Consider the following 24,981-nt stretch of genomic DNA (forward strand, 5'->3'; position numbering starts at 1 on the left):
GCGAGCATATAGAAGCCCCGGGGGCTCAGCCCCAGAGTTTGCAGTCGGTGTGGACCTGGTCCTCGACTCCGGAGATCCACGCTTCGTCGAAGACGACGTGCCGGATCGCCCGTCGGGAGCCGTAGGCGTAGACGACGTGGATGAGCCCGTCGGCATCGACGATGCCGTGCGGGTACTCCTGACGGCGATTGCTGCGTAGGTTGCCGTCACCGGAGAACCCGTCACCGGGCTCGATGACTCGACGCACCGGCCAGGTGCGGCCCTCATCGTTCGACACTGCGATGACGATCCGCATCCGTTCGTACGGCCAGACCACCTCGCCGGGTTCCGTGGCGACCTGGTGTTCGTTCGAGACGAGAGCGAGCATGCCCGAGGGCAGACGGAAGGCGCTGATACCGGCATTGTTGTTCGGCACCTCGGTGGCCTCGGGCACCGACCAGGTCTCTCCTCCGTCGTCGGATCGGCTGAGGTAGACCCAGTCGGCGAAGCGTGAGCGGAAGAGGCTGACGAGGCGTCCCGGTTCGAGCTCGACGATGTTCGGGTGGACCCGACCGACTGCCTCGGGGAACTCGACTTGTCTCCAGATCGATCCCTGATCCGTGGAGATCTGGACGACCGGTTGGTCGGAGCCGTTTTTCGAATCGTCGTCGAGGCACAGCCACTGAGTGTGCACCCACGTCCCGTCCTCAAGGACCTGGATGGGCTGCCGGCAGAACGTCCCCTCCCGGTCGAAGAGCGTCTCCGGTTCGCTCCAGCTCACTCCGTCGGCCGAACGGATCACTTTGACCACGGAGGTGTGCTGGAGGTTGAAGGTCTCGGGGACCCCGGACTGTCGCGACAGCTGGGAAGTATAGACGAGCCAGATCGTCCCGTCGGGGGAGGCGAAGAGACCGGGGTTCTGATCAGATCGGATCTCATCGTGGGTCACCGCCGCCGAGGCGGTCCACCGTCCCGTATCGACGTCGAATCGGGAGACGAGGATGTCGATGTCCTTGTTTCCCTCATCGCTGCCGCCGAACCAGGCGGCCAGGAGTCCGCCGCCGGGCAGGGACAGGATCGACGGCGCGTGGTTCGAGCGCCGATCGGTCGGGATCACCGCGGCCGCGGAACCGTCGTCCTCGAAGAAGCGGAGCCGGCCGTCAGCCGACGGTGCGGGAACTCGTTCGAGTGCGGGCTGGGACAGCAGTGTCATGGGTGTCTCCTCCATGTCGTGGCAGTGAAATCAAGGTACGTAAGAGTGGGTCGCCTCGGCGGGATCGTTCGCACGGCAGCCGTGGGCCGCCTCGGCGAGGGAATCCCCGAACCGACGGTCCGGACTCATCATCCGAACACGGTCTGGAACATCGCGGGGATCTGCATGGCGATCTGGACGCCGACGACGATGGCGATGATGCCGAGGAGAAGCAGCAGTCCGGTCTGCCATTTCCGATTGACCGCGTAGGAGTGCATGTGCTTCTTCCGCGAGGTCAGCAGCAGGATGCACACGACGATGATCGGGAGGCTGAGCACGGTGGAGATCGCGGTGCCGACGATGTTGAGCGAGATGAGATCCGGGGCGCCGGGGATCGTCGAGGCCAGGGGCAGGACGATGAAGACGATCGCCTGGATCCACCGGAAGGCGGGGTTCTCCTCGTCGCGGCCGAGGAACTTTCGCATCGACGGCACGGTGTGGTTGATGCCGTTGATGGCCAGCTGCGAGAAACCGCGCGACTGCGGCGGGAAGCTCGTCATCGCGGCGAAGAAGATGCACATCCACAGCAGATACGGACCGACCGGGCCGACGGCGACCGAGAGCATGTGGGAGAGGTCGAATTCGTCGGCGATGGAGAAGCCGGGGTGGGCGGCACTGAATTCGGCGGCGACGATCCAGAACAGCAGGTTGATGATGAGCAACGGGGCCATGCCGGCGATGAGGTCGAACTGCTGAATCCTCCGGTACTTCGGTCCGACCCAGCCCTTGTCGCGCATGAACCCGGAATAGAGCAGGTTGGGCATATTGCCGGCGATCGTGCCGATGGTCGCCGAGGCGATGACGATGGGGGCGAATGCCGAGGTGTTCTGCTCCTTCGGGATTTCGAAGGCCATGCCCTGGACGAAGCCGGCGATGTCGAAGGTGCCGATCTTGATGAGCGCGTAGACGAAGGCGATGATCATCGCGACCGAGGCGAAACGGGCGAAGTACTCGAGGACGACGAACTGCTTGCGCAGCATGACCAGCGACAGGGTGAGAGCGACGATGATGATCGCGCAGAAGAACCGGCCCCAAGAGCCGCCCCACTCACCGCCGGTGAGTTCGTGGAGGCCGACAGCAGCGGCGAGGAGGAAGGTGGCCTGGGTGATGAAGCCGGCGATGAGGACGACCGCGGCCATGATCCCCGGCAGCACCGGCGACAGGCGGGCGAATCCGTCGAGGATCTGCGTGTCTCCGTGCTTGTTCATCAGCGTGTACTTCGCGATGGACGAGATGATGAACGTGCGGGCGACGAGCGAGAGGATGAGCGTCCACAGCAGCGCATACCCGTAGGAGGCACCCGAGACAGAGGAGCTGACGAGGTCGCCGGTGCCCAGGAAGGACATGGCCAGCACGAGACCGGGCCCGACCGAGGTGACGAGGCCGAGACCGCGCGGCAGCGGATTCTGCGCGGGCATCGAAGAGACAGAGCTGCGTTTCACGCTATGGACGTCGGCGGCCATGGCTGCACTCCCATGTGTAGATGGACAACTGGGTGATCGCCCGGCGATTGATGCAGCGGTGGAGGCGCGTCATCATCGTGCGCGATCTTCGTAAAGACTAGCCCATTCATGCGTGTTGTGCGCAAGTGTTTTCGCGAAGAAGATGGTGAGTTGTTCGGTTTGCGCATAGAATAGGTGCTCAAAACGCGCAGTCTGCGCCGCACGGCCATTGTTGTGAGCGGCGAGTGCCGTCTGACCGGAGGCCCGCAGATGTCTGACCGTGGCGCCCACAGCGGAGGAATGAGGAATCGATGGAGATCATCCAGTACCTGATCATCGGGATCGTGGTGCTGGGTTCAGCCTGCCTGCAGGGCTCCATCGGATTCGGCCTCGGCATGATCACCGCACCGGTGCTCGCGCTCCTGCGCCCCGACCTGCTGCCGTCCGCCCTTCTGCTGCTGGCCACCCTCACCTCATTCACGGCATTCGCCCGTGAGCGTCAGGACGTCGATTGGAAGCTCGTCGGCTGGGGCGCTCTCGGACGGCTGCCCGGAATCGCGATCGGCACCGCCGCCGTAGTGCTGCTGCCGGACTCCGGCCTGTCCCTGATGCTCGCGATCACAGTCCTCGCCGGCGCTGCATTCAGCCTGGTCGGCTGGTCACCGGCGGCCTCGCACCGCAATATGTTCTTCGCATCGTCGGTCTCGGGGATCTTCGGCACGGCCACGAGCATCGGCGGGCCCCCGATCAGCCTCATCATGCGCTCGCTCGATCCGTCGTCGATGCGCTCGACGATGAGCGCCTACTTCACCCTCGGCAGCATCCTGTCTCTGGCGGGACTGACCATCGGCGGCGAGGTCGGCACCAGGCACCTCATCGCGGCGGCGTTCCTGCTGCCATTCATGCTCATCGGACTGTGGCTGTCGAACTTCGTCATCCGACGCGCCGACCGCAGGCTCCTCTACCGCCTCGCTGTCGGCTCTTCGATCGTCGGCGCGATCCTCGTCATCGCCGAAGTCGTTCGCTCTCATCTCGCCTGAACCGGCGACCACTAGTCGCGATCTGACGAGACGGCATCCCGCCCGACGGCCGCCGTCGTGTCTCCTGCGGGTGGATCCACCTCGAAACCTGCATGGAAATCAGGGCGGATCCACCCGCAGGATGCGCCGACCCACCGACGCCAGACGCTCGGCACCAGACCGAATCTGTCACTTAACTACCACTCAGTTCTACTATCAAGTAATGTGTGTGGTGCCCGTCACAATCAGGGCGTCCAACGGTGAACACTCTGGCCGACGGCACCCCGTCACCACACTGATCTCACCGTCACGGTGCACTCCACCGCGATCTGCACCGACACTACTGTCCCGCACCTTCTCAATGCCGAGAGACATGGCAGAACAGGACCACCGCCTATGAGCACGCCAACTACAGCACTGCCGACCACCTCCTCGTACAGGCCCCGTCGTCGCCTCCAGGCTCTGAGCGCCGCAGCCGTCGTCGGCCTCGCACTCACGTTGTGCACGACCACCGCGCCGGCCCACGCCGCCGAACTCGTTCCGCAGACCGATGCCGAGGCCGAACAGTTCCTCGATGACCGTGCGGCAGAGGATCCGAGCACACTCGACCGCGAATCAGTCCCCGAGGGTATCAGCGTCGAACAGGCGAAGAAAGCCGTCGAGAAGACCGACGAGCTCACGCCCGCCGACGTCGAATACGCAGCCGCGCAGGAAGACCTGCCGGCATCAGGAGTCCCCGGAGATTTCTATGAGACCCCGGACTCGCTGCCGAGCGAGGACGGAACAGTGCTCAAGCAGGCCGACTCGGAGTTCTACCTCGACCCGGTGAAACTCATCAAGCATGACGCGAAGTCGACGGTCTTCATGTACAAGACCACTGATGAGAAGGGCCAGGCCCGAGCCGCGACCGCCACCCTGCTCACTCCGAACGGCGCGAGCGGCCATGCCGACGATGCCGTCGTCATCTCGCCGGGCACTCAGGGCATCGCCGACAAGTGCGCTCCCAGCCGTCAGCTGGGCATGGGAACCGAGTACGAGGGGATCTCCGTCGCCTCGGCCCTGGCCGCGAAGCATCCTGTCGTCGTCGTCGACTACATGGGCCTCGGCACCGAGGGCACTCACCACTTCGTCGATCGCGTCGAAGAGGGTCGGTCGGTCCTCGATGCGGCACGTGCCGTCCAGCAGGTCGATGGCAGCGAGATCGATGAGGACACCAAACTCCAGCTGCGCGGCTACTCGCAGGGCGGTCATGCCACGACGGCTGCCCTGGAACTCCAGAAGGAGTGGGCACCCGAGCTCAACATCGCCTCGGCTTCGGCCGGCGCAGTGCCCGTCGATCTGCACAAGACGGTGTCCGGGCTCTCGAGCGTCTACACGGCATTCGCGCTCTACGGTGTCGTCGGGTTCGCCGAGCAGGCCGACATCGATACAAGCGACTTCCTCAACGAGAAGGGGCAGAAGATGGTGGCCGAAACAGCGGACAAGTGCACCGTCGAAGCCCTGCTCTCGACAGCCTTCACGGATGGCAAGTCGCTGACGAAGAACGGCGAGTCATTCACCGACATCATCGACGAGAACTTCACGGACATCGTTGACCGGCAGCGGTTGGGCAAGTCCGAGGTGCCGGATGTTCCGCTGCTGGTCAATCACAGCCGCCTCGACGACGTCATCTCGTTCGATCAGGGCAAGGAACTCGCCTCGACGTGGTGCCGAGCCGGCCACAAGGTGGCGTTCGAGGACAACCTCGGGCCCACGCATGTCGGCGGCTACGTCGCCGCGTTGCCGCGCATCGAGACCTTCACCACCCGCACGTTCGCAGGCAAGGCTCCGCTCGACAGCTGCTGGAGGCTGTGACCTCCCACCTCACCGAGGCGGCCCACCCGGTTGAGGATTCTGTCCTCACCGAGGTGGCCCGCCCGGTTGAGGGTTCCGTCCTCACCGAGGCGGTCCACCCCGAACGGAGTGGGCCGCCTCGGCGATATTCACAGGGTTGGGCTGTGCCGGTGACGGTCACATGACGTATGAGAGGATCATCGAGACGAGGGTCGCGACGACGACGGAATTGAAGGCAAAAGCGACGATGACGTTCGTACGCACCAATCGCCAGGCTTTCCGCGACACCGCACGGCCGGGGAGCGCGGCCGTCATCGTCGACGACAGCACGGAGAAGGTCAGGTAGTCGCCGAACTCGCGTGGGCCTTCCATCTCGAATTCGAGTTGCCGCTCCCCCGGGCTGCCGCCGCCACTGAGGTCTAGACGCATGAACTCGAGTGCGAACGAATACACGAGCACCGCCCACGAGGCGATGACATTCGCGATGCCGAGCGCTGCAGAGATACCGATGCTGGCGCTCGAGCCAGAGGTGACGAGGAAGATGTTGAAGATGAATGCGAGGTAGGCAGCCATGGTCGCCCAGGACACTGCTCCGCCCATCCCGAACCACCGCGACCACCACCGTCGGCGGTTCGCCACTGACCACCGGGAATGGACGATGAGCTCGGTCTCGTCGAGGTCTCTCAGTCCCGCGTGGGTCCACAGCAGATAGGTCAGCGCGAAGAGCGGCCAGAAGACGAGGAAGAGGTTGATGACCTCGTGCGGCAGGGCCAGCGATGCAGCCATGCTCGGGCCAGAACCCAGTGGGTCGAAGTCGAATCCGAACACGAGGATGCCGCTGACGATGAGCGCAGGGACTCCCGCGATATTTGCGCGCGAGTCGTCGGAGAGGGTGAGCATCTGACTGTGCGTGGGTCTCATCGGCCCGGCTCCGGTTCGTTCGACTCGGCGGCTGTTCGAATTCAGCCTAGTCGAGAGGGAAGCGCGCACTCGCCGATATTGGCGAGTGCGCGCTTCCTCGACAAGCAGGTGCCGCTCAGTCAGACGGCTGACTTCCGAACTCTCATACTCGGCGAAGCCGCAATACAGCGACTATGTTGTGACAACTGACCATCAGTCCTGCGCTTCGCCGAACGTTTCAGTCTCGAGTGCCCATTCGCGAGCCTGTTCGCTCAGGCTGAACCCCAGTCCTGGGCGGTTGGGAACGATCATCCGTCCACCGGAGATCTCGAGCTTCTCGTTGAATAGCGGTTCCAGCCACTCGAAATGCTCGACCCAAGGATCGATCTCATAGGCGGCAGCCAGGTGCAGGTGGATCTCCATGGCAAAGTGCGGGGCCATTCGAATCCGCGCCTGTTCTCCCAGAGACATGATCTTCAGGAACGGTGTGATGCCGCCGACACGAGGGGCATCCGGCTGCATGAAATCAACCGAACGATTTCGAATGAGGTCCCAGTGCTCGGCAACGCTGGTGAGCATCTCGCCCGTGGCGATCGGTGTTGCAAGCTCCCGCGCCAGGTCAGCGTGCCCTTCGGAATCGTATGCGTCAAGCGGTTCCTCGATCCATGTCAGCCCATAGTCTTCCAGCGCCCGCCCCATTCGGATCGCAGTGCTTCGATTCCACTGCTGGTTGGCGTCGACCATCATGGGAAACTCGTCGCCAAGAGCTTCCCTGATCGCCTGGACACGCTTGAGATCGATCTTGGTATCAGGCTGCCCCACTTTGATCTTGATGCCACCGATTCCGCGCTCGACCGAAGCTCGAGTGTTGTCGAGAACTTCATCGATCGACATCGACAGATATCCCCCGGAAGTGTTGTAACACTGCACCGAGTCTCGATGCGCCCCAAGGAGCTTGGCGAGCGGAAGTCCGGCGCGTTTCGCTTTGAGATCCCACAGCGCGATGTCGATCGCAGCAACGGCCTGTGTCGACAGCCCGCTGCGTCCCACGGAAGCACCCGCCCACACAAGCTTCGTCCACAGCCGCTGAATATCATTGGGATCCTCTCCGAGAAGTTCCTCCGCGATCTCCTTGGCGTGCACATACTGTCCGGGTCCGCCGGCGCGCTTCGAATAGCTGTAGCCGACGCCTTCAAAACCCGCTTCGGTTCGGATCTCAGCGAACAGAAAGGCGATGTCGAGCAATGGCTTCTGCCGTCCGGTGAGGACTTTCGCATCACTGATCGGCGCGGCGAGCGGCAGGCTGACCAACGAGAGTTTGACCGAACTGATGCTGTCTGTGCTCGCTTCACCTCTCCTGAGAGCGGCGAAATGGCTTTCATTCACCGAACTGGTCTCCGTTGCGCTCGTCAGATCGAGGAACGATGCTGTCATGGTTTTCTCCTTCTGTTTTTTGCTGAAATCGGGGTTGGAGGCCAAGTGGACTCGGTGTCACTGGCTCACAGCGAAGTTACGACTGCGAGGCAGCCCTCGGCTGACCGGTGTCAGATCGTCGACCGTGGATTCTCAATAGGCGTTGTCGGTTCGTGCTCATCGGTAGACTCAGATTCGAAGCCTTCCACCTCATCGCGGTCATTGAACTCGTCTCCTTCAAGGCTCTTCGAGCCGTACCGCGTCGCGGCAAAAGTGATGAGACACAGAATCATGATGTAGACAGCGACCGGCCAGTAGTGCCCCGTCCACGCCAGCAGCGCAGTACCTATGACTGGAGACAGACCACCTGAGAGAGCCGCGGCGAGCTCCCTCGACGAAGCCACACCGCTGTATCGGACCTTCGTAGGAAACAGTCCCGATAGAAGCGCTCCCTGATTCGCGCCCAGCGCGCGGATTCCAAAGTTGTACATGATGATGATCGCAACGTAGATGAGTACGGTTGTCCCGGTGCCGATGAGCCAGAAGAACGGGAAAGCGAATACGAAGATGAAGATCGTAGCCGTTCCATAGACGCGTTTCACTCCGAAACGGTCGCCGAGGTATCCGAACACCGGAGTCGACGCGAGGCTGATAAGTGACGCAACAAGGATTGCGTTGAGCCCGATGCTCTTGTCAAGAAAGAGGAATGAGGCAATGTACGTGATGATGAAGGTCTTGACGAGATAGCTGGTTCCGTTTTCAGCCACCACGGCCGCCATCGATGTGAGGAAGTTCTTGGGGTGCTTCGAGAACACATCTTTGAGAGGCTGACGCTTCTTCGCTTCGCCGCTCTTGCGCATTGCGATGAAATCCGGTGACTCCATCACGCCCAGGCGGACCCACAGCCCCACTGCAATGCCGATGACCCCCAAGAGGAAGGGGATTCGCCATCCCCAGCTGAGCAGCTGATCCTCTGTGAGGACGGCACTCAGAAGCGAGAAGATTCCAGTGCCGAGCACAAGCCCGACTGCGTTCCCCCATCCTGGCAGGCTCGTCAACAGCGTACGGTGCTTCGGGGGTGCGAATTCGGCCACCATGATGACGGCTCCGGCGAATTCTGCCCCTGCGCCAAGTCCCTGTACCAGCCGCAGGAACACGAGGAGGAGAGGGGCGAGAATTCCGATGTCCTCATAAGTGGGAAGCAGTCCCATGCATGCTGTCGCCAGTCCCATCATGACCAGCGTGAAAATAAGAATCGAACGGCGACCGAAGCGATCCCCAAGCGCGCCGAAGACGAAGCCACCGAGAGGCCGAATGAGGAATCCCACCGCGTTCGCTCCGAACGCAGCGACCGTTCCTACCAGAGGGTCGAAATCTGGGAAGAAGAGAACATTAAATACCAGCGCAGAGGCTGTCCCGAAGAGGATGAAATCGTACCATTCGACGGTGGTTCCGACAGTGGAGGCAAGCACCGCTCGGGCGATCTGCTTTTTGCTCGGCTGAACCGGCAGTGATGTGTCTGACTTTGACATCGGTGGCTCCTCAACTTCATTGTCCAGAGAGGTGTTGATCGATTCGATTCCCATTCATTCGGAATTACGTGCCGTAAATGAGACGAATGAAGCATAGCGTGAGCCGCTCAACCGTGCAAGCGGTCACATTTTTCGCCGGCAGAACAGCAAAATGAAGGCAGAAACACAGACGCTCTCCCCAGCCGAGGAAGCGGCTGAGGAGAGCGTCGGGAACCTGGGACAGAACCTACTGTGGGAGCGTTCCGCCTGTGGTCAACGTGATCACCTCGGCGGCATGACGGACCTGAGGCCCCATCTGTCCGAGGATGCCCTCCATCCTCTCTGCTACACCGGCGACACTGATCGCCGCCACCGGATATCCAGCAGCGTCATAGATCGCCGCCCCGCAGCAGGCACTCGAGTAATCGAATTCCCGCTCGTCCTGCGACCAGCCCCGCTCCCGCGTTCGCTCGATCTCGTCGCGCAGTCGTCCCAGTGTGCGACTGGTCAGCGTCGACTGGGGGGAGTCCATGAGTCGTTGGATCATCGCCTCACGCTCGTCCTCTGGCAACGCTGACAAGTAGGCGCGCCCGACGGATGTGGTGTGCATAGGACGCGACGATCCCAGTTGCGCAGACACAGCGACCGGCCTGGGGCCCTGCTCACGGTGGATGAAGACCATGACGTCATCGTGCGGAATCGCCAGACTGACGGTTTCCTGCGTCGACCGCAACAACTCGCGCAGCGCCGGCACGGCCACATCTTTGAGCAGGCTCGACCCCGTGGCCGCGGCACCGACCCGAGCCGCCGCCGGTCCTAGCGAGACACGACCCGAAGGGCCATCTGCGCCGAGCCACCCCTGCTCGCGCAATTTGTCAACGAGACGATAGGTCGTGCTCCGCGTGAGGTCAAGAGCCGCCGCAAGATCAGCTACCGTACATGAGCGCACAGAGGAGACGTAGGTGAGAATCGCAAGCCCTCGATCGAGCGCTCCCGCATTGGCGGCGAGCACCGGAACCTCGGCGTCGTCCTGGGTCGTCAATTGGGGCACTCCTCACTGGATGGAACATTTTCACTCCCACTGAGACTACACGCCTCGCCCACCGCTGACAGCGCGTAAGCCGGTCGAATGATCCGCAGTCAGCATGTCCGCGTTTGCCGCTTTCAGCGTGCAGTCGACGTGCCTGCCGCGCTTCACAGCTGCCGTGCGGACGTTGTCATGCAGTCACCGCAACGGCGAGACCACCGGATTGCTGAGTTCGCCGACACCTTCAATATCAACGTTCACCACATCCCCGGGACGCAATGACCGCCGAGGCGATCGAAAGTCACCGCATCCCGCCGGAGTCCCGGTGAGGATGACATCGCCCGGGCGCAGAGTGAACCACGTCGACAGATACTCTATGAGCTGCGGGATGCCGAAGATCATGTCAGCCGTCGTTCCATCCTGCACGATTTCGTCATTCACCCAAGTTCGGATCCGCACGCCGTCGACATCAGGGGCTTCGTCCGCAGTGACGATGGACCCGAGGGGGCAGAATGTGTCCAATCCTTTGCCACGGACCCACTGACCATCCTGCTCCTGGAGGTCACGGGCGGAGATGTCATTGGCCGGCGCGTACCCGAAGACCACTTCGTGAGCCGCGTCCGCCGACACCGACCGACAGGTCCTGCCTATAATTACGGCAAGTTCAGCTTCCCAATCGGCACGCTTCGTAATGTTCTCGTCGACGACGATCGGATCCCTCGGACCGGTCACGCTTGATGAAAGCTTCGGGAAGAGATAAGGAGTGCTCGGTGTCTCCCACCCCATGTCAATGACAGTGTCTCTGAAGTTCAACCCGATTCCGAAGATCGTCGGAGGCATAAATGGCGTGGTCACCTCGGCGTCTTCGATTCGGACCTCGCCTCCGTCGAACGTCACTTCAGCGCCCGCGATCACGTCGAGCACGCTCGCCTTCTCGTGTCCCGCGATACGCCACTGCCGTCCGTCACATTCGGCAAGTCGTCGTCGGCCGTCGATCATGACTGTTCCCAGTCGCATCAGACGCCTTTCACCGTGGCTGCTCGGCTGCCGCCGGAGGAGTCTCCAGCCTCGTCCGCAACCAGAGCGCGGTCAACTGTCGATCCGGTTCTGGCTTCGTATGGGACGACGAGGTCCTCTTCAATCTCCTCAAGTGACTTGCCCTTCGTCTCACGGACAAAGAACAGGCAGAAAAGGAAGCCGATGATGTTGCATACGACGAAGACGACCATCGTCTGCGCGAGCCCGAGGCCGTCACGCATCAGCGGGAATCCGAAGGTGATCGCCAGTGTCGCGAACCATGTCACCATCGAAGCCATACCCATTGCGGCCCCGCGAATGCGCAGCGGGAAGATCTCTCCGAGCACAACCCAGTTCACCGGACCCCAGGTCAGAGAGTAGCTGACGAACATGACGGACATCGCGAGAAGCATCGACAGCGGGTTGATCTCCGCGCTCTTGCTCGCCTCAAATGCCATCCATGCCATTGAGACGGCCATACATGCGCTGCCTCCGACGAGAAGAGTCTTCCGCCCGACTCGGTCGATGAACTGCAGCCCGATGATCACGGAGATGACCTTCACCGTGCCGAGGATCATCGTGAAGATGAGGGCATTCTCGTGTGGCAGGCTGAGGCTCTCGAAGATCGTCGGAGCGTAGTAGGTGACCATATTCAGCCCTGTGGCCTGGCAGAGGATCGGGATGCCCACTCCGACGATGATCGCCGGTCGGACCCACGGAGCGAGAAGCTCACGCTTCGACGGCTTGCGATCGACATTCTCCATCGCAGTGAGATCCGTTTTCGACTCGGCCTCGGAACGCGTCGCGCGCAGCAGAGCTGCCGCTTCATCGCGACGCCCATGCGCGAAGAGCCACCGAGGCGACTCCGGGAGAAAGGGCAGCCCCACGACGAGCAGAATCGCCGGGAGAGCACCTGAGGCAAGCATCAGACGCCAGTTCCCTGAGTCAGCGAGCAGGAAGTTCACGCAGTAGCCGAGCAGCAGACCGGTGACGATCATCAGTTGGTTGAGTCCGGCCAGGCGACCACGTGTCTTCGCCGGCGCCATTTCAGAAAGATAGACAGGGACGAGGGCAGAAGAGCCGCCGACGCCGAGGCCGAGGAAGATCCGCCCCGCGATGAGTGTTCCATTGTTCGGCACTGCCGCGCAGACAAGGGAGCCGACGATGAAGATGACGCCGAGGATGAGAATGACCTTGCGACGTCCTATCCGATCGGAGAGGCGTCCGGCTGCGACCGCGCCGAAGACAGCTCCGAGAGAGATGCCACCGACGATCATTCCCGTGGTGAAGGCAGTCTGCTCGAACCCGGGAGTCTCGTAGATGTAGGACAGGGCTCCTGCGATGATGCCCGTCTCGTAGCCGAAGAGGATGCCGCCCAGGGCACCGAAGAAGTAGATGAGGAACGGTCGCGGAGCTCGGACGGCGGCCGCCGCTCTGCCCGCGGCGATGCCGGCAGTTTTCTGCATTGCTGGTTCCTTTCAGGAAGAATGACACCCCTCAGCGGACATCAATCTCATTAAGTAGGATTCACTTTAAAGCATTGAGAATGTGGTGTGCTTCACCGTAGCGTAGGCTAATGGCCAGCGCAACACTTTTTCTCAATGAACGCACCTGCTCCTAACGAATAGGACACGAAGAGAGGATTTCCTCATGTCATCACTGCCCGCACAGCTTGGCCCCCAACGCCCGACAGTCTCTGAAGTCGAGACCTTTCCCCTCGAGCACATCTTGGAGTCCCCCTACGGCACAGCGAAGGGACGCATTCCCGCCCGGATCGGCACACTCGTCAAGATCACTACCAGCGAGGGCTTCGTCGGCTGGGGCGAGAGTTTCGGCCCTCCGCGCTTCGTCGCGCCGGCACTCGAGGCGTTCTCCAGGGCACTCGTCGGTCAGCCGATCGACATTCGTGAGAACTTTGCACAGCGGATCATCGCAGAGAACTACCACCTGAGCATCGGCGGCAGCCACATTGCCGCGCTCTCCGGAATCGACATCGCCCTGTGGGACGCTCAGGCACGAACCCTCGGCGTGCCCATCGGCCACCTGCTCGGAGGAGTGATCCGCACCGAAGTTCCTGCCTACGCCTCGATCGGCTACGTCACCGAGAATGCCGATATCGATGACTTCCGAGCACAGCTGGCGTCGGCCGCTGCGGAAGGATTCCAGGCGGCGAAGATCAAGATCGGCATCGATCCGGTCGCCGATCGCCAACGAGCCGAAGCCGCTCTGGCCGAACTCGGCCCCCACGGCGAACTCATGGTCGACTACAACGCGAATGGGACCGTTGACTCCGTGATGCGCTCACTGCGCGGCCTGCTCGATCTCGATCCGCGCTGGGTCGAGGAGCCCCTGCCGCCGTATCAGCATGACGGCTGGGAACGCGTCCGCGAACTCGGCGTGCCGCTCGCCGGCGGCGAGGCGCTCTATGGTCGATTCGGGTTCCGAGAGCCCATCGCCAATGGGCATTTTGACATCATCCAGCCCGATGCGGCGAAGTGCGGCGGACTGACGGAGGCGAAGCTGATCAGTCAGCTCGCCTACACGTTCAATCGGCGCGTCTCTCCCCACTGCTGGGGCACGGGCGTCGCTCAGGCCGCCTGCCTGCAGCTTCTGTCGACGCTGCCCGACCTGCCGTTCGGCGAATTCGGAGGGACTCCGCAGTTCTTTGAATTCGACCGCGGACTCAACCCGCTGCGCGAAGGGGTGCTCGCCGAACCAATCCTGCCCGCAAACGGCACCGTAGCAATCCCCTCAGGACCAGGTCTCGGCGTGGAGGTCGACGCCGAGTGGGCAAGATTCCACCGGGTCGAAGGTCTATTCACTCACGTTGCATCCAAGTAAATTCCTATTTAATGCGATCCAGTTGCACTGAATAGGACTCAGTGTCATGATGGAGGAGCAACACATCTCGTCATAGGAGGCAAAGGCGCATGATCAACAGCGGAGAATCGGAGTCGGCGGCAGACCCCGCGCCACCCCGGCAGGAAACGACGCCAGGGATCGAGGCGCCTCTGCAGGGACGGGTCGCACTCGTCACCGGTTCCGCACGGAACATCGGCCGCGCAATCGCCGACCGGCTCGGCGCCGCCGGAGCCTCAGTCGTCATCGTCGACATCGATGCTGCCGCGGCTGATGCTGCCGCGGATCACCTCACCAGCCTCGGCATACCGAGCCTTGCGATCGCCGCCGATCTCACTGCGACGGAGGGAATCGACTCCGCCTTCGCACAAGCCGAAGACCGGTTCGGCGTCGTCGATGTTCTCGTCAACAACGCCTATGCTCGCATCGACGAGAACTGCTTCGGCCCTTTCCTGACGATCGACCCGAACAACTGGGAGCGATTCTTCGCCGCCAATACAACGATGTTCTTCGGAGCGTGCCAGCGATTCGCCCGTGCCCTCGCACATGCCGAGCAGACAGGCTCCATCGTCAACATCAGTTCGCACGGCGCGGCTCGAGCGCACCGAGAACATGTGCCATACGACTCGGTCAAAGGTGCGATGGAATCCTTCACCCGAGCCGCGGCCGTGGACCTCGCCCCGTGGGGCATTCGTGTGAATGCCGTACGGCCCGGATCGATCCTCGTCACCGATGAAGCCGTCGATTGGGGAACCGGGGGCCGACAGGATACGCAGATCCCTCTCGGGCGTCAGGGAAATCCTTTTGACGTCGCGAACTCCGTCCTCTACCTCGCAGGACCCGCCTCGGCGTATGTCACAGGACAGATCTTCAACGTCGATGGCGGACTCGCTGCTCAGGCCAGAGCTCCACAAGTCGAGCCACACGCACCGGCTGGGCCGACCACCCTCACCGAAATACCCGCCACGCTCCGCCCTTGAGCACGGCCACGATTATGAAAGGCACGACCATGACCACTCCGGACATCGCTCCGCTCCCCGAGAGAGTGTTCGAACAGCTCTCACAGGTGAGCACGGCGACCCTCGCCACCCAGCTCTACCGTCGCGGGATCAGACAGCCGTTCCTCGTCGGCGTCTCACCGGTGGGGACGGGCTTCGACGGTTTCGTCGGTGAAGCCTTCACCATGCGCTTCATCCCGGCCAGAGAAGATGTCGACCCCCTCGGCGATCCCTATCGGACAGGCAATGTCCTGCAATGGCAGGCAGTCGAATCCATCGGCGAACGTCAGGTCATCGTCGTCGACAGCCGCAATGACATCAGTGCCGCCAGTGCCGGTGACATGCTCATCACCAGAGCTCGCGAACGCGGAGCCGCCGGATTCGTCACCGACGGCGCCTTGCGAGATGGGGAGGCCATCGCCGCCCTTGACTTTCCTGCATATTGCCGGGCCAACACCGCGACCACCCGACCGGCTTCCTTCCATGTCGCCGATCTTCAGGTGCCGGTCGGCTGTGCCGGGGTCGCCGTGTATCCCGGTGATGTGCTCGTAGGGGATCGCAATGGTGTCATCGTCGTTCCGCGCGCACTCGCCGCTGAGATCTCTGGCCCCTCGCTCGAACAAGAACGTCTCGAGCACTGGCTCAACGAACAGGTCGCAGCAGGGGCCGAACTTTGGGGTACCTATCCCCCGAACGAAGAAACCCTTGCCCGTTACGACGAGTACCGCCGCACACGGTTTCCGACAGACACCGGATCGCTCGACCGAGCATCTGCGTTTCCGACCACCGATTCGAACGACAATCAGGAGGTAACAGCATGACCGAAAATGCCATCCAGACGCCCACAGTTCAGCCCACTTCCCTCGAGGAGCGCAAACAGACGCTCCGTAATCGCATTCGCGTCTACTTCGACGGCTGCAACGAGGCCGATGTGGACAAGATCGCTGCCCAGTTCACCCCCGATGCCGTGCACTTCTTCCCACCCGGCATCGGGGGGCCGTGGAGAGGAGCTCGCACGATCGGCGAGAACTGGCGTCGACTCGTCAAGACCGTCGGCTCGGCATGGAGTATCGAACGCTACATCGTCGATCCGGATGCACACGAAGCCGTCATCGAGTGGACCCACTGGAAGACTCGGAGCGGGCAGGCACTGCGCGGAGACGAATGGTACAAGTTCGATCCCGAGTCGGGGCTCATCACCGAGATCCGGGCGTTCTATGCGTCCCCCGCTGACGCTCGGACTCATATCCACCTTGAGGACTTCGACTACGTGGCCGAGGGATACCAACTCGAGCCCCCGGAAGCACGGCCTCATCCGGACGCCGAGTACACGGCCGAGCAGGCGGCGGCCGAACGCGAGGCAGCACGCTCCTACATCGGGAAGATCCAGTGATGGCACCCACCACAACGACGACGGCAGAGACAGCTTCGATGATCGAGAGCATCAGCCCGTTCACCGGCGAGTCCACCGGGGCCGTCGCTGAGGCGACCGCCACGACGCAGGTCGACGCGATCGCTCGCGCAGCCGCGGCTGCGGCTCCTGCATTCGACGCATTGGGACGTGGACGTCGTGCCGCGCTCCTCCGTAGACTCGCCGACTTCCTCGAAGAATCCCGAGACGAGATCATCTCCACCGCACATGCGGAGACAGCGATCCCCGAGGCTCGTCTCGGTGGGGAGCTCAACCGCACTGCCTATCAGGCTCGCTTCTTCGCCGACGTCATCACCGACGGCGCCTACCTTGAAGCGACTGTCGATCACGCCGGCGACACTCCGATGGGCCCCGGGCCCGACCTGCGGAGCATGCTGGTGCCGACCGGGCCAGTCGCCGTCTTCGGTGCCAGCAACTTCCCGCTCGCTTTCTCCGTCCCCGGCGGCGACACGGTTTCGGCGCTGGCGGCCGGAAACCCTGTCGTGATCAAGGCCCACAGCTCGCACCCGCGCCTGTCGCAGCTGACCTTCGGAATCCTCAATCGGGCCGCTGCCGAGATCGGCGCTCCAAAAGGCACGGTCGGCATCGTCTACGGCACGGCTGCTGGAGCTGCCTTGGTCGCCCACCCGGCGATCACCGCAGTCGGCTTCACGGGTTCGCTGTCCGGCGGTCAGGCTCTGCTCGACATCATCGCCGAACGCGAGAACCCGATCCCGTTCTTCGGAGAACTCTCGAGCATCAACCCGCTCGTGGTGTCACCGGGCGCGGCCGCATCCCGCGGAACCGAGATTGCAGCCGGGCTCGTCGGGTCCTTCACCACGTCCGGCGGACAGCTGTGCACAAAGCCCGGGGTCGTGTATGTTCCGGTCGGCGCCGACGGCGACAATCTCGTCGCCGAAGCCGCCCGGCAGGTCGAGGACACAGATTCTAGCGTGCTGCTCAATCAGAGGATCGCCGGAGAATACGCCGACTATGCGGCCGCCTCGGCATCGTGGACCGATGTCAGCGTCGTCGCCGAAGGGACTGCAGATCCTGATGGCACCGGTGTCGCCGCGCGCCTGCTGGAGACATCGGCGAAGAGCATCAACGGTCGTGAGCTCTCCGAGTGCTTCGGCCCGACGACGATCATCATCCGTTACGGAGATTCCGAACTTGATGCCGCGCTCGAGACCCTGCCCGGTTCCCTCACCGCGACTGTGCACAGTGAACCCGGCGAAGAGGGCTTCGCCGCACATGTGTTCGATCAGCTGCGGCCCAAGGCCGGACGTCTGCTGCACAACGGCTACCCGACCGGAGTACTCGTCTCGTGGGCGCAGACACACGGTGGACCGTGGCCGTCGACGAACACTCAGTACACGTCGGTGGGCGCTCATGCCATCAAGCGCTGGCTGCGGCCAGTGACCTGGCAGGACGTTCCGGAGGCGCTGCTGCCAGCCGAACTCCGCGAAGGACGGGCCGCCATCCCCCGACGCATCGACGGTGCTCTGATCACCCCGGCAGTCGGATAGGCATCATGTCACCGTCCGGTGCGAGCAGTGAGATTCTTGAGGTCTCTTCCGGTCCGAGCCGCCTGCGGGTGGCTCGGACCGGGGCAGAGCTCCTCTCTGCCGAAATGGCGATCACGTCATCCGCCTCATCAGCGAATGTCCTGTCGCGCGTCGACAATTCGGTCGAGTTCATCTGTTTCGGCGGCGAAACATGGCCGCATCATGCGCCAGTGCTGTTCCCGGCGATCTGCCGCCACCCGGATGACACCATCACCGTCGACGGTCGGCCACACCGTCTGGGACATCACGGGTTCCTCCGCGATTTCGAATTCAGCGTGGTCTCACACGCCGACGACGAGGTGGTTCTGCGCGCGACTGACACCGCCGAGACGCATTCTCAATATCCGTTCTCCTTCGTCGTCGACATCGCCTACCGAGCGGTGCCGACGGGGTTTCAAGTCGATTTCATCGTCACCAACTCCGGCTCCGACCCCATGCCCTATGGATTGGGCTGGCACCCGGCGTTCAGGCGAACCAACGATGATCGACCATCTGTGACTTGGGAAGAAGCGCCTGAACATGTGCACCGGGTCCGTGAGAATCTGTTGACTGAAACGATCCACCCGCCGCCGCACCATGGATCGGTCTGGCCGGCCGATGCGAGCCAATTCTCTGCCGGCGGCCTCATCTGCCCGGTTCCAGTCTCGTCTTCAGTTCGCTGCCGACTCGGCGGAGGACGAAGCGTGGAGATGAGTTGGCGGGGATTCGACCACCTCACCCTGTGGTCTCCGCCGACCGGAGAGGGCACATCGTGTCGTTCCGCAGGCGATGCCGATCTCCTCTGCGTCGAACCATGGCGCGGGCTTCCTGCCCGAGCGGACTGGACCGGGGAAGAATCCGACCGGGTCGATCTCGCCAAGCTCAATCCCGGTGACAGTGCGGCTCACACTGTTCGCTGCACACTTTCCGTGAGCGATACCCACTGAGCTGAGTTCTCGAAGAGCTCGGTTCGCCCTGCTTCTTCCAATCATTCGCCCTACCTCCATTTCGTCGTCCACAGGACCAAGGACGGTTCTGAAAGGTCACTGCTATGCGCACGTTCCTTCGCACCAACTATCGGTGGGTCATCGTCGGCCTTCTTCTGCTCGTCGGCATACTCAACTACCTCGACCGTTCGGCCCTGTCGGTCGCGGCCCCCTATGTCAAAGAAGATCTCGGGCTCGATGACACAGAGTTCGGGATCATTCAGTCGAGCTTCTTCTTCGGCTACGTCATCATGTGTTTCCTCGGCGGGTGGGCGGCCGACAAGATGGGCCCGCGCAAGGTGTTTGCATGGGCTGCTGCGGCATGGGCAGTGTTCTGCGGTCTCACAGCCGCGGCCTTCACTTTCGTCCACCTGTTGGTGCTGCGCGTTCTGTTCGGCATCGCCGAGGGCCCGATGGGGACGACGATGAACAAGTCGATCGCGAACTGGTTCCCCAAGCATGAGGTCGGCCGCGCCGTCGGAGCTGCGAGCGCCGGTCAGCCCCTGGGAGCAGCCGTCGCCACTCCGGTTGTCGGTCTGATCGCTCTCAGCATCGGGTGGCGGGAGTCCTTCGTCTTCATCTCTCTGCTCACGCTGGCGTGGGTCGTTCTGTGGGTGGTGGTCTTCCGCAACCGCCCATCCCAACATCCTCGGGTCAGCAGCGAAGAACTCACCGTCATTGACCGGGGACAGCAGGCCAACGCCCTCACCGAAGACGAATCTTCTCACGGAGTCTTCCACTACGTGTTCTCGTGGCCGGTGTTAGGAGTTGCCGCAGGATTCTTCTGCTTCAATTACATCCAGTTCTTCTTCCTCACCTGGCTGCCGTCCTACCTCGTCGAAGGCCGGGGACTGTCTGTGCACGACATGTCGTTCGTCGGCATGCTTCCCTGGCTCGGAGCCACGGTCGGCTTCCTCCTCGGCGGAACCGTCTCCGACATTCTGTTCAAACGCACCGGACGGCTGCTCTTCGCCCGCAAGACGACAATCGTCATCGGGCTCGGGGTCGCGGGTGTCTGTGTGCTGCTGAGTGCTTTCGCGACATCGACGGCCCTGGCCGTCATGTGGATCACGATCGCTGCCGTCTTCGCGTATTTCACGCCACAGAACTGCTTTGCGATGGTCCAGGACACCGTTCCTGCCGACCGAGTCGGCGCAGCCGGCGGATTCGTGCATCTCCTCGCCAACTTGGCAGGGATCTTCGCACCGGCACTGACGGGAATCTTCGTTCAACATCTCGGCGGTTACACAACGGCATTCGCCGTCGCCGGTGTCTCGGCACTCGTTGGGGTCCTCATGGTCCTCGGGCTCGTCAGGCCGAAGACAGTTGCCAAGGTAGCTGTCTGAGCAGCACGCGGACCGCACTCGAGCGCAGCTGACATACCTGAGCGCCGATCTGGTCAGCCGACCAAGTCTGCCAGGAGGGAGGAATCCCCCAAAGGACCGGCGAGGATGCGTCCGATCTGACACAGTTGAGCGGTCGCCATTCAGCCTAACCGCGAGGCGAAGGCGAGCAGGTCGCGGTCGCTGCCGGGGCGACCGACCAGCTGCACCGCTTGTGGTCCTTCGCCGGCTCCGGCCCCGGGCAGCGGGATCGTCAATGCCGGCCAGCCCAGGACGTTGAATGGCATCGAATAGCGCATGAACTTCGCCGCCGTGCCGGAGTCGATCTCATCCCAGCGGACCACGGGTCCGTCGATGGCCGGAGTGAGCAGGAGGTCGGTGCCACCGAAGACCGATAGTGACCGTTCCCGCAGTTCGGCGAGCGCGTCCAACTGCGTCCGGTATTCCGCCTGCTCGAGGCCCCGTCCCGCCTCGACCTTCTTGGCCACACCCGGTTGGTAGTCCGCGGCACGCTCGGCGAAGAGGTCTCTGTGGACCTCGAAAGCCTCATAGAGGCGGATGTAATCGTAGATCGGTGCGAGGTCGTCGAGGAGTTCGTCCAGGGCCGGCCCATTCGCCGAGGTGATCGTGAGTTCCGGGACCGACTTGAGCAGGTCCCGCGCTCGGTCGCCGTCATCCGCGAAGAGACTGACATCGATGGTGTGTGCACTGCTCCCTCGGCCATCACCCGAACCGGCTCCCGCGATCACGTCGAAAGCCGCGGTCAGCACGCCGAGGTCGGAGGCGAAGAGTCCGACGGTGTCGAAGCTCTGCGAGAGCGGGAAGACTCCGTCGACGGGCACGACGCCGAAGGTCGGTTTGAACCCGAGCACGCCTTGGCAGGCCGCCGGCACCCGCACGGACCCGGCCGTGTCGGTGCCCAAAGCCAACGGCACCACCCCGGCGGCAACGAGTGCGGCCGATCCGGAGCTCGACCCGGCGGTGCACAGTGCCGCATCAACAGGATTGACGACTCGGCCGAAGGCCGACTCGTCGCCGAGGATTCCGTAGGAGTACTCCTGGCAGTTCGTCTTCGCCACAGGGATCGCGCCCGCCGCTTCGAGTCGGTCGACGACCGGCGCCGAGTTAGCAGCCGGGGCATCGCTGCGCACATTCGATCCCATCGTCGTCGGGTACCCGACGAGGTCGATGACGTCTTTGATCGCGAAGGGAATCCCCTCCAATCGCCGAGGCGGCTGACCAGAGTCGCGACGCTCGACTGATTCCGCGGTGAGGGCATTCGCGCGGTCGACGGTCATCGCTGTGACGGCGTTGAACTGCGTTCCGGCTCGCTCCACCTCGGCGAGGGTATGCTCATCCATCCGATGAGCCTATCTGAACCGTCGGCGCCAGTCCGGGCCATGGGCACAGCGCTTCGATGGCGGCGGCGACGTCGAAGGCGCGGGCGTCGTCATAGGGGTGGGCGATGACCTGGACACCCGTGGGGATGCCGCAGTCGGCCATGCCGGAGGGGACGTTGACGATCGGCACTCGGTTGCAGATGTTGAATGGCATCGTCATATGCGCCTGCCAGTAGTGATCGAGGCGCACGCCGTCTCTTCCGCTGTTGTCGGACGCACCGTCCGCCCCGGATGCGCCCTCCCCTTCGCGACCGACGCCGTCGGCGCCGATCGTGATCCCGTCGAGGTAGCTGGTCCCGGCCTCCAACCCGGCCACCGCCGAGGTGGGTGCCAGGAGCACATCGAACCCGTCCATTGCGGACGCCAGCTCCGCCTGGATCTGTGCTTCCATGGCGAGTCCGTCGTAGAAGGAGCGGCGGCCGGCGACCGCCTCGGCGTCGACCATGAACCGCAGCGTGTATTCGGCCAGGGTGTCCTCGTGGCCGCGGGTGGCGGCGCGCATGGCGGGGGCGAGGAGATTCCCGAAGTGGGTGAACGCGGCTTCGAAGATCCGCTCGGCCGTCCACGGCAGTTCGATCTCCTCGACTTGTGCCCCGGCCGATTCCAGCGCCGAGGCGACCGCGCGGGTATTCGCTTCGATGTCCTTCCCGACGGGGAAGTCCCCCAACCGGACGCACAGCGCGACCCTGCGTCCGCGGAGTCGATCGGCCGCCTCGGCGGGGTCGAAGTCGTCGAGGAACCCGGGCGAGGCGATGGTCGCGTGGTCGCTCGGATCGACCCCGACCATGACCTTGGCGAGCAGGGCGGCGTCGGCGACGGTGCGCGCCATCGGCCCGTCCCCGCGGTACCAGTCCGCGGCCAGAGGTTGGGCACCGGGGATCCGACCGTACGGGGCTTTGTAACCGACGGTGCCGGTGAAGGCGGCGGGCAGCCTCGTGGATCCGGCGATGTCGGAGGCCGTGGCCAGGGGCGCAAACCCGGCTGCCAGCGCAGCACCGGACCCGCCGGAGGACCCGCCCGGTGAGAGGTCGGGGTTCCACGGATTGCGGGTCACGCCCCACATCGGCGAGTGCGTGATCGTCGCGCAGCTGAACTCCGGAGAGGTGGCTCGGGCGTGGACGAATCCGCCGGCGGCGCGGATGCGGGCGATGATCGCGGCGTCGTGGTCGGCGACGGTGTCGCGTTCGTGCAGCAGCCCTTGGGTGAGGCCGCGGCCGGCGAGCGCGTGCTTCTCCTTGGCGATCACGGGAAGTCCGAGCAGCGGACGGGTGGCGGCCGCCTCGGCGAGGTCATCGCTGGTGGCGTTCGCGTAGAAGTCCTCGGCTTCCCGCGCCGAGGTGACCGCCTCCTCGACGACTTCGGTGACCGCATTGATGCGCTCATCCTCGGCGGTGATGCGGCCGATGAAGGAGGTCAGGTAGTCGATTGGGGACAGCTCCTTGGACCGGAAGGCGGCGAGCGCCTCGGTGGCGGACAGGGTCCAGGGTTCGGCTGTCGAACTGGTCGGGTCTGCGGCCGAGGCGGCGGCGCTGGGGCGCGGGGTATCGGTGCTCATGCGCGCGCCTCGGCGACGGACGAACCGACCCAGACGGCACCGTCGCGGACATCGGCGAGCTCACCGCGGACGAGTTCACCGGCCACCGAAGTGAGCACGCGGACGCCGCGAAGCATGTCCTCATCGGTGGTGAACTCGCGTTCGCAGTGGGAGACGCCGTCGACGCTGGGAACGAACATCATCACGGCGGGCACGCGGTGATTCATCGCCACGGAATCGTGGCCGGCCATCGTCTCCAACCGACGGATGCTCAGACCTTCGTTGGCCACGGCCTTCTCGGCGAGTTCGAGGCCTTCGGTCGGGAAGTGGCGCTTGTCGCGGATGTCGAAGTCGCGGGCGTTGATGGTGATGTCGTGGGCACGGGCGATCTCGGCGATCTGCGTCTTCAGTAAGTCGCGGGCGGCTTGGACGATGGCCGGATCGGAGGAGCGGAGGTCGGCGACCATGTGGACGCGGCGGGGAACGACGATCGGCGAGTTCGGTTCGACGACGTGCTGGCCGACCGAGGAGACGAGGGCTTCTTCCTCGAACGCGTCGACCACCTCGGCGACGGCGAGGACGACCTTGGCCGCGGCGACGAGCGCGTCGTGGCGGTCGGCCATGGCTGTAGCCCCGGTGTGGGACTGTTCGCCGAGGACGTCGATGTCGAGCTTCTGCGTGTACCAGCTGGACTCGACGACGCCGATGTCCGTGGCTTCGCGTTCGAGGATTCGGCCCTGTTCGATGTGGATCTCGGCGTAGGTGATCGCCTTTGGCGGGGTGTCGGTGCCGGCATAGCCGATGGCGCCCAGCGCTTCTGCGACGGTGGTGCCTTCGAGGTCGGCGACGGCGAGCATCTCGTCGAGGTCGAAGAGCCCGGCGTAGACGGAGCTTCCCATGATCGAGGGGGCGAAGCGCCCGCCTTCTTCGTTGAACCAGTTGACGACGGCGAGGTTGAAGGTGGGCTGCAGGCCCGATTCGGCAAGTTCCTCTTTGACGCGCAGGGCCGCGAAGAGGGCTGCGATGACTCCGTAGGCTCCGTCGAAGCGGCCGCCGAGCGGCTGCGAGTCGAGGTGGGAGCCGATGAGGACGTACGGGGCATCGGGAACGAATTCGAGGCACGCGAACATGTTCCCGATCGCATCGACGCGCACGTCGAAGCCTTTGTCCGTCGCCCACCCGCGCATCCAGTCACGCGTCTGCTTGTCCTCGGGCGTCAGCGCCTGCCGGTCGACGCCGTTGTTGTCGGTGGCACCGATGGTGGCGACGAAGTGGAAGTCTGCGAGGAAGGCCGCGTCGGAGGATGGGGGTGCGGACGACGGGGCGGCGTCGGGCGACGGGGGTGCCTGATGGTTCATTGGTTATCGCTGCTTTCCTGTGGGTGGGATGTGGTTTGCAAAGGTCTGGGGCGCGGTTGAGGGCGCGGGCGGGCCCGCACATCGCTTTTCGTTCAGTTCAACGCTTTTCATCCCGATGATCTGTACAAAATGTGATGTGAAAGTGGACGAAA

General features: G+C 63.5%; 20 protein-coding genes. 9 read left to right on the plus strand and 11 right to left on the minus strand.

The window, feature by feature from the left end; all coding sequences use genetic code 11:
• Positions 1 to 25 precede the first annotated feature (25 nt).
• Together HK108_RS09515 and HK108_RS09520 are read right to left on the minus strand one after the other, a co-directional pair.
• Complete coding sequence (locus tag HK108_RS09515; protein ID WP_181271327.1) at positions 26 to 1,192, minus strand: sialidase family protein; 1,167 nt, start codon at positions 1,190 to 1,192, stop codon at positions 26 to 28.
• 128 nt (positions 1,193 to 1,320) lie between these two features.
• Positions 1,321 to 2,673: an Nramp family divalent metal transporter gene (locus HK108_RS09520; protein WP_181271328.1), complete on the minus strand. Its 1,353-nt coding sequence runs from the start codon at positions 2,671 to 2,673 to the stop codon at positions 1,321 to 1,323.
• Between the two features lie 311 nt (positions 2,674 to 2,984).
• On the opposite strand from HK108_RS09520, the gene HK108_RS09525 reads away from it, so the two are divergent.
• Together HK108_RS09525 and HK108_RS09530 are read left to right on the plus strand one after the other, a co-directional pair.
• Positions 2,985 to 3,713 carry a sulfite exporter TauE/SafE family protein gene (locus HK108_RS09525; RefSeq protein ID WP_181271329.1) on the plus strand — a complete coding sequence of 243 codons (729 nt, stop codon included), beginning with the start codon at positions 2,985 to 2,987 and terminating at the stop codon, positions 3,711 to 3,713.
• A gap of 375 nt (positions 3,714 to 4,088) precedes the next feature.
• Positions 4,089 to 5,546 carry a lipase family protein gene (locus tag HK108_RS09530; RefSeq protein WP_181271330.1) on the plus strand — a complete coding sequence of 486 codons (1,458 nt, stop codon included), beginning with the start codon at positions 4,089 to 4,091 and terminating at the stop codon, positions 5,544 to 5,546.
• Between the two features lie 156 nt (positions 5,547 to 5,702).
• On the opposite strand, the gene HK108_RS09535 is transcribed toward HK108_RS09530, so the two are convergent.
• From HK108_RS09535 to HK108_RS09560, 6 genes are all read right to left on the minus strand, one after another.
• The gene (locus HK108_RS09535) at positions 5,703 to 6,446 is read right to left on the minus strand and encodes a DUF1345 domain-containing protein (RefSeq protein ID WP_229664051.1); all 744 of its coding nucleotides are present in this window, start codon (positions 6,444 to 6,446) and stop codon (positions 5,703 to 5,705) included.
• Between the two features lie 192 nt (positions 6,447 to 6,638).
• Complete coding sequence (locus HK108_RS09540) at positions 6,639 to 7,859, minus strand: L-talarate/galactarate dehydratase (RefSeq protein ID WP_181271331.1); 1,221 nt, start codon at positions 7,857 to 7,859, stop codon at positions 6,639 to 6,641.
• A gap of 110 nt (positions 7,860 to 7,969) precedes the next feature.
• Positions 7,970 to 9,370 carry an MFS transporter gene (locus HK108_RS09545; protein WP_181271332.1) on the minus strand — a complete coding sequence of 467 codons (1,401 nt, stop codon included), beginning with the start codon at positions 9,368 to 9,370 and terminating at the stop codon, positions 7,970 to 7,972.
• Between the two features lie 226 nt (positions 9,371 to 9,596).
• Positions 9,597 to 10,391, minus strand: coding sequence for an IclR family transcriptional regulator (locus tag HK108_RS09550; protein ID WP_219922298.1), 795 nt, complete (start codon positions 10,389 to 10,391; stop codon positions 9,597 to 9,599).
• Between the two features lie 183 nt (positions 10,392 to 10,574).
• A complete protein-coding gene (locus HK108_RS09555; protein ID WP_181271333.1) occupies positions 10,575 to 11,393 on the minus strand; it encodes a fumarylacetoacetate hydrolase family protein in 819 nt (272 codons plus the stop codon).
• The gene (locus HK108_RS09560; RefSeq protein ID WP_181271334.1) at positions 11,393 to 12,859 is read right to left on the minus strand and encodes a sugar porter family MFS transporter; all 1,467 of its coding nucleotides are present in this window, start codon (positions 12,857 to 12,859) and stop codon (positions 11,393 to 11,395) included. Before HK108_RS09560 ends, HK108_RS09555 begins: the two co-directional genes overlap by 1 nt.
• Positions 12,860 to 13,043: 184 nt before the next feature.
• Between HK108_RS09560 and HK108_RS09565 the strand changes: the two genes are divergently transcribed.
• From HK108_RS09565 to HK108_RS09595, 7 genes are all read left to right on the plus strand, one after another.
• Entirely contained in the window at positions 13,044 to 14,234 is a 1,191-nt protein-coding gene (locus tag HK108_RS09565; RefSeq protein WP_181271335.1) for a mandelate racemase/muconate lactonizing enzyme family protein, read from the plus strand.
• Between the two features lie 89 nt (positions 14,235 to 14,323).
• Positions 14,324 to 15,232 carry an SDR family NAD(P)-dependent oxidoreductase gene (locus HK108_RS09570; RefSeq protein ID WP_181271336.1) on the plus strand — a complete coding sequence of 303 codons (909 nt, stop codon included), beginning with the start codon at positions 14,324 to 14,326 and terminating at the stop codon, positions 15,230 to 15,232.
• Positions 15,233 to 15,261: 29 nt separating this feature from the next.
• On the plus strand, positions 15,262 to 16,071 hold the full coding sequence (locus tag HK108_RS09575) for a ribonuclease activity regulator RraA (protein WP_181271337.1): 810 nt from the start codon (positions 15,262 to 15,264) through the stop codon (positions 16,069 to 16,071).
• Entirely contained in the window at positions 16,068 to 16,643 is a 576-nt protein-coding gene (locus tag HK108_RS09580) for a nuclear transport factor 2 family protein (RefSeq protein WP_181271338.1), read from the plus strand. Before HK108_RS09575 ends, HK108_RS09580 begins: the two co-directional genes overlap by 4 nt.
• Positions 16,643 to 18,190 (plus strand): aldehyde dehydrogenase (NADP(+)), encoded by a 1,548-nt coding sequence (locus tag HK108_RS09585; RefSeq protein ID WP_181271339.1) that lies wholly within the window; start codon positions 16,643 to 16,645, stop codon positions 18,188 to 18,190. Before HK108_RS09580 ends, HK108_RS09585 begins: the two co-directional genes overlap by 1 nt.
• A 104-nt stretch (positions 18,191 to 18,294) precedes the next feature.
• Positions 18,295 to 19,155, plus strand: coding sequence for an aldose epimerase family protein (locus tag HK108_RS09590; RefSeq protein ID WP_181271340.1), 861 nt, complete (start codon positions 18,295 to 18,297; stop codon positions 19,153 to 19,155).
• Between the two features lie 104 nt (positions 19,156 to 19,259).
• A complete protein-coding gene (locus tag HK108_RS09595; protein WP_181271341.1) occupies positions 19,260 to 20,540 on the plus strand; it encodes an MFS transporter in 1,281 nt (426 codons plus the stop codon).
• 140 nt (positions 20,541 to 20,680) lie between these two features.
• On the opposite strand, the gene HK108_RS09600 is transcribed toward HK108_RS09595, so the two are convergent.
• The 3 genes from HK108_RS09600 to HK108_RS09610 are packed head-to-tail and all read right to left on the minus strand — an operon-like array spanning position 20,681 to position 24,829.
• Positions 20,681 to 21,898 carry an amidase gene (locus HK108_RS09600; protein ID WP_181271342.1) on the minus strand — a complete coding sequence of 406 codons (1,218 nt, stop codon included), beginning with the start codon at positions 21,896 to 21,898 and terminating at the stop codon, positions 20,681 to 20,683.
• Entirely contained in the window at positions 21,891 to 23,492 is a 1,602-nt protein-coding gene (locus HK108_RS09605; RefSeq protein WP_181271343.1) for an amidase, read from the minus strand. Before HK108_RS09605 ends, HK108_RS09600 begins: the two co-directional genes overlap by 8 nt.
• Positions 23,489 to 24,829 (minus strand): M20 family metallo-hydrolase, encoded by a 1,341-nt coding sequence (locus HK108_RS09610; RefSeq protein WP_181271344.1) that lies wholly within the window; start codon positions 24,827 to 24,829, stop codon positions 23,489 to 23,491. The genes HK108_RS09605 and HK108_RS09610 overlap by 4 nt, the downstream gene beginning before the upstream one ends.
• Between the last annotated feature and the right edge of the window lie 152 nt (positions 24,830 to 24,981).

It is taken from the genome of Brevibacterium sediminis, assembly GCF_013623905.1.
In the GTDB taxonomy this organism is placed as follows: domain Bacteria; phylum Actinomycetota; class Actinomycetes; order Actinomycetales; family Brevibacteriaceae; genus Brevibacterium; species Brevibacterium sediminis.

Excerpts from the sequence above, each read along its gene's own strand:
- HK108_RS09515 (WP_181271327.1), bottom strand. The coding sequence starts at position 1,192 with ATGACACTGCTGTCCCAGCCCGCACTCGAACGAGTTCCCGCACCGTCG.
- HK108_RS09525 (WP_181271329.1), top strand. The coding sequence starts at position 2,985 with ATGGAGATCATCCAGTACCTGATCATCGGGATCGTGGTGCTGGGTTCA.
- HK108_RS09530 (WP_181271330.1), top strand. The coding sequence starts at position 4,089 with ATGAGCACGCCAACTACAGCACTGCCGACCACCTCCTCGTACAGGCCC.
- HK108_RS09535 (WP_229664051.1), bottom strand. The coding sequence starts at position 6,446 with ATGAGACCCACGCACAGTCAGATGCTCACCCTCTCCGACGACTCGCGC.
- HK108_RS09540 (WP_181271331.1), bottom strand. The coding sequence starts at position 7,859 with ATGACAGCATCGTTCCTCGATCTGACGAGCGCAACGGAGACCAGTTCG.
- HK108_RS09545 (WP_181271332.1), bottom strand. The coding sequence starts at position 9,370 with ATGTCAAAGTCAGACACATCACTGCCGGTTCAGCCGAGCAAAAAGCAG.
- HK108_RS09555 (WP_181271333.1), bottom strand. The coding sequence starts at position 11,393 with ATGCGACTGGGAACAGTCATGATCGACGGCCGACGACGACTTGCCGAA.
- HK108_RS09560 (WP_181271334.1), bottom strand. The coding sequence starts at position 12,859 with ATGCAGAAAACTGCCGGCATCGCCGCGGGCAGAGCGGCGGCCGCCGTC.
- HK108_RS09565 (WP_181271335.1), top strand. The coding sequence starts at position 13,044 with ATGTCATCACTGCCCGCACAGCTTGGCCCCCAACGCCCGACAGTCTCT.
- HK108_RS09570 (WP_181271336.1), top strand. The coding sequence starts at position 14,324 with ATGATCAACAGCGGAGAATCGGAGTCGGCGGCAGACCCCGCGCCACCC.
- HK108_RS09575 (WP_181271337.1), top strand. The coding sequence starts at position 15,262 with ATGACCACTCCGGACATCGCTCCGCTCCCCGAGAGAGTGTTCGAACAG.
- HK108_RS09580 (WP_181271338.1), top strand. The coding sequence starts at position 16,068 with ATGACCGAAAATGCCATCCAGACGCCCACAGTTCAGCCCACTTCCCTC.
- HK108_RS09585 (WP_181271339.1), top strand. The coding sequence starts at position 16,643 with ATGGCACCCACCACAACGACGACGGCAGAGACAGCTTCGATGATCGAG.
- HK108_RS09590 (WP_181271340.1), top strand. The coding sequence starts at position 18,295 with ATGGCGATCACGTCATCCGCCTCATCAGCGAATGTCCTGTCGCGCGTC.
- HK108_RS09595 (WP_181271341.1), top strand. The coding sequence starts at position 19,260 with ATGCGCACGTTCCTTCGCACCAACTATCGGTGGGTCATCGTCGGCCTT.
- HK108_RS09600 (WP_181271342.1), bottom strand. The coding sequence starts at position 21,898 with ATGGATGAGCATACCCTCGCCGAGGTGGAGCGAGCCGGAACGCAGTTC.
- HK108_RS09605 (WP_181271343.1), bottom strand. The coding sequence starts at position 23,492 with ATGAGCACCGATACCCCGCGCCCCAGCGCCGCCGCCTCGGCCGCAGAC.
- HK108_RS09610 (WP_181271344.1), bottom strand. The coding sequence starts at position 24,829 with ATGAACCATCAGGCACCCCCGTCGCCCGACGCCGCCCCGTCGTCCGCA.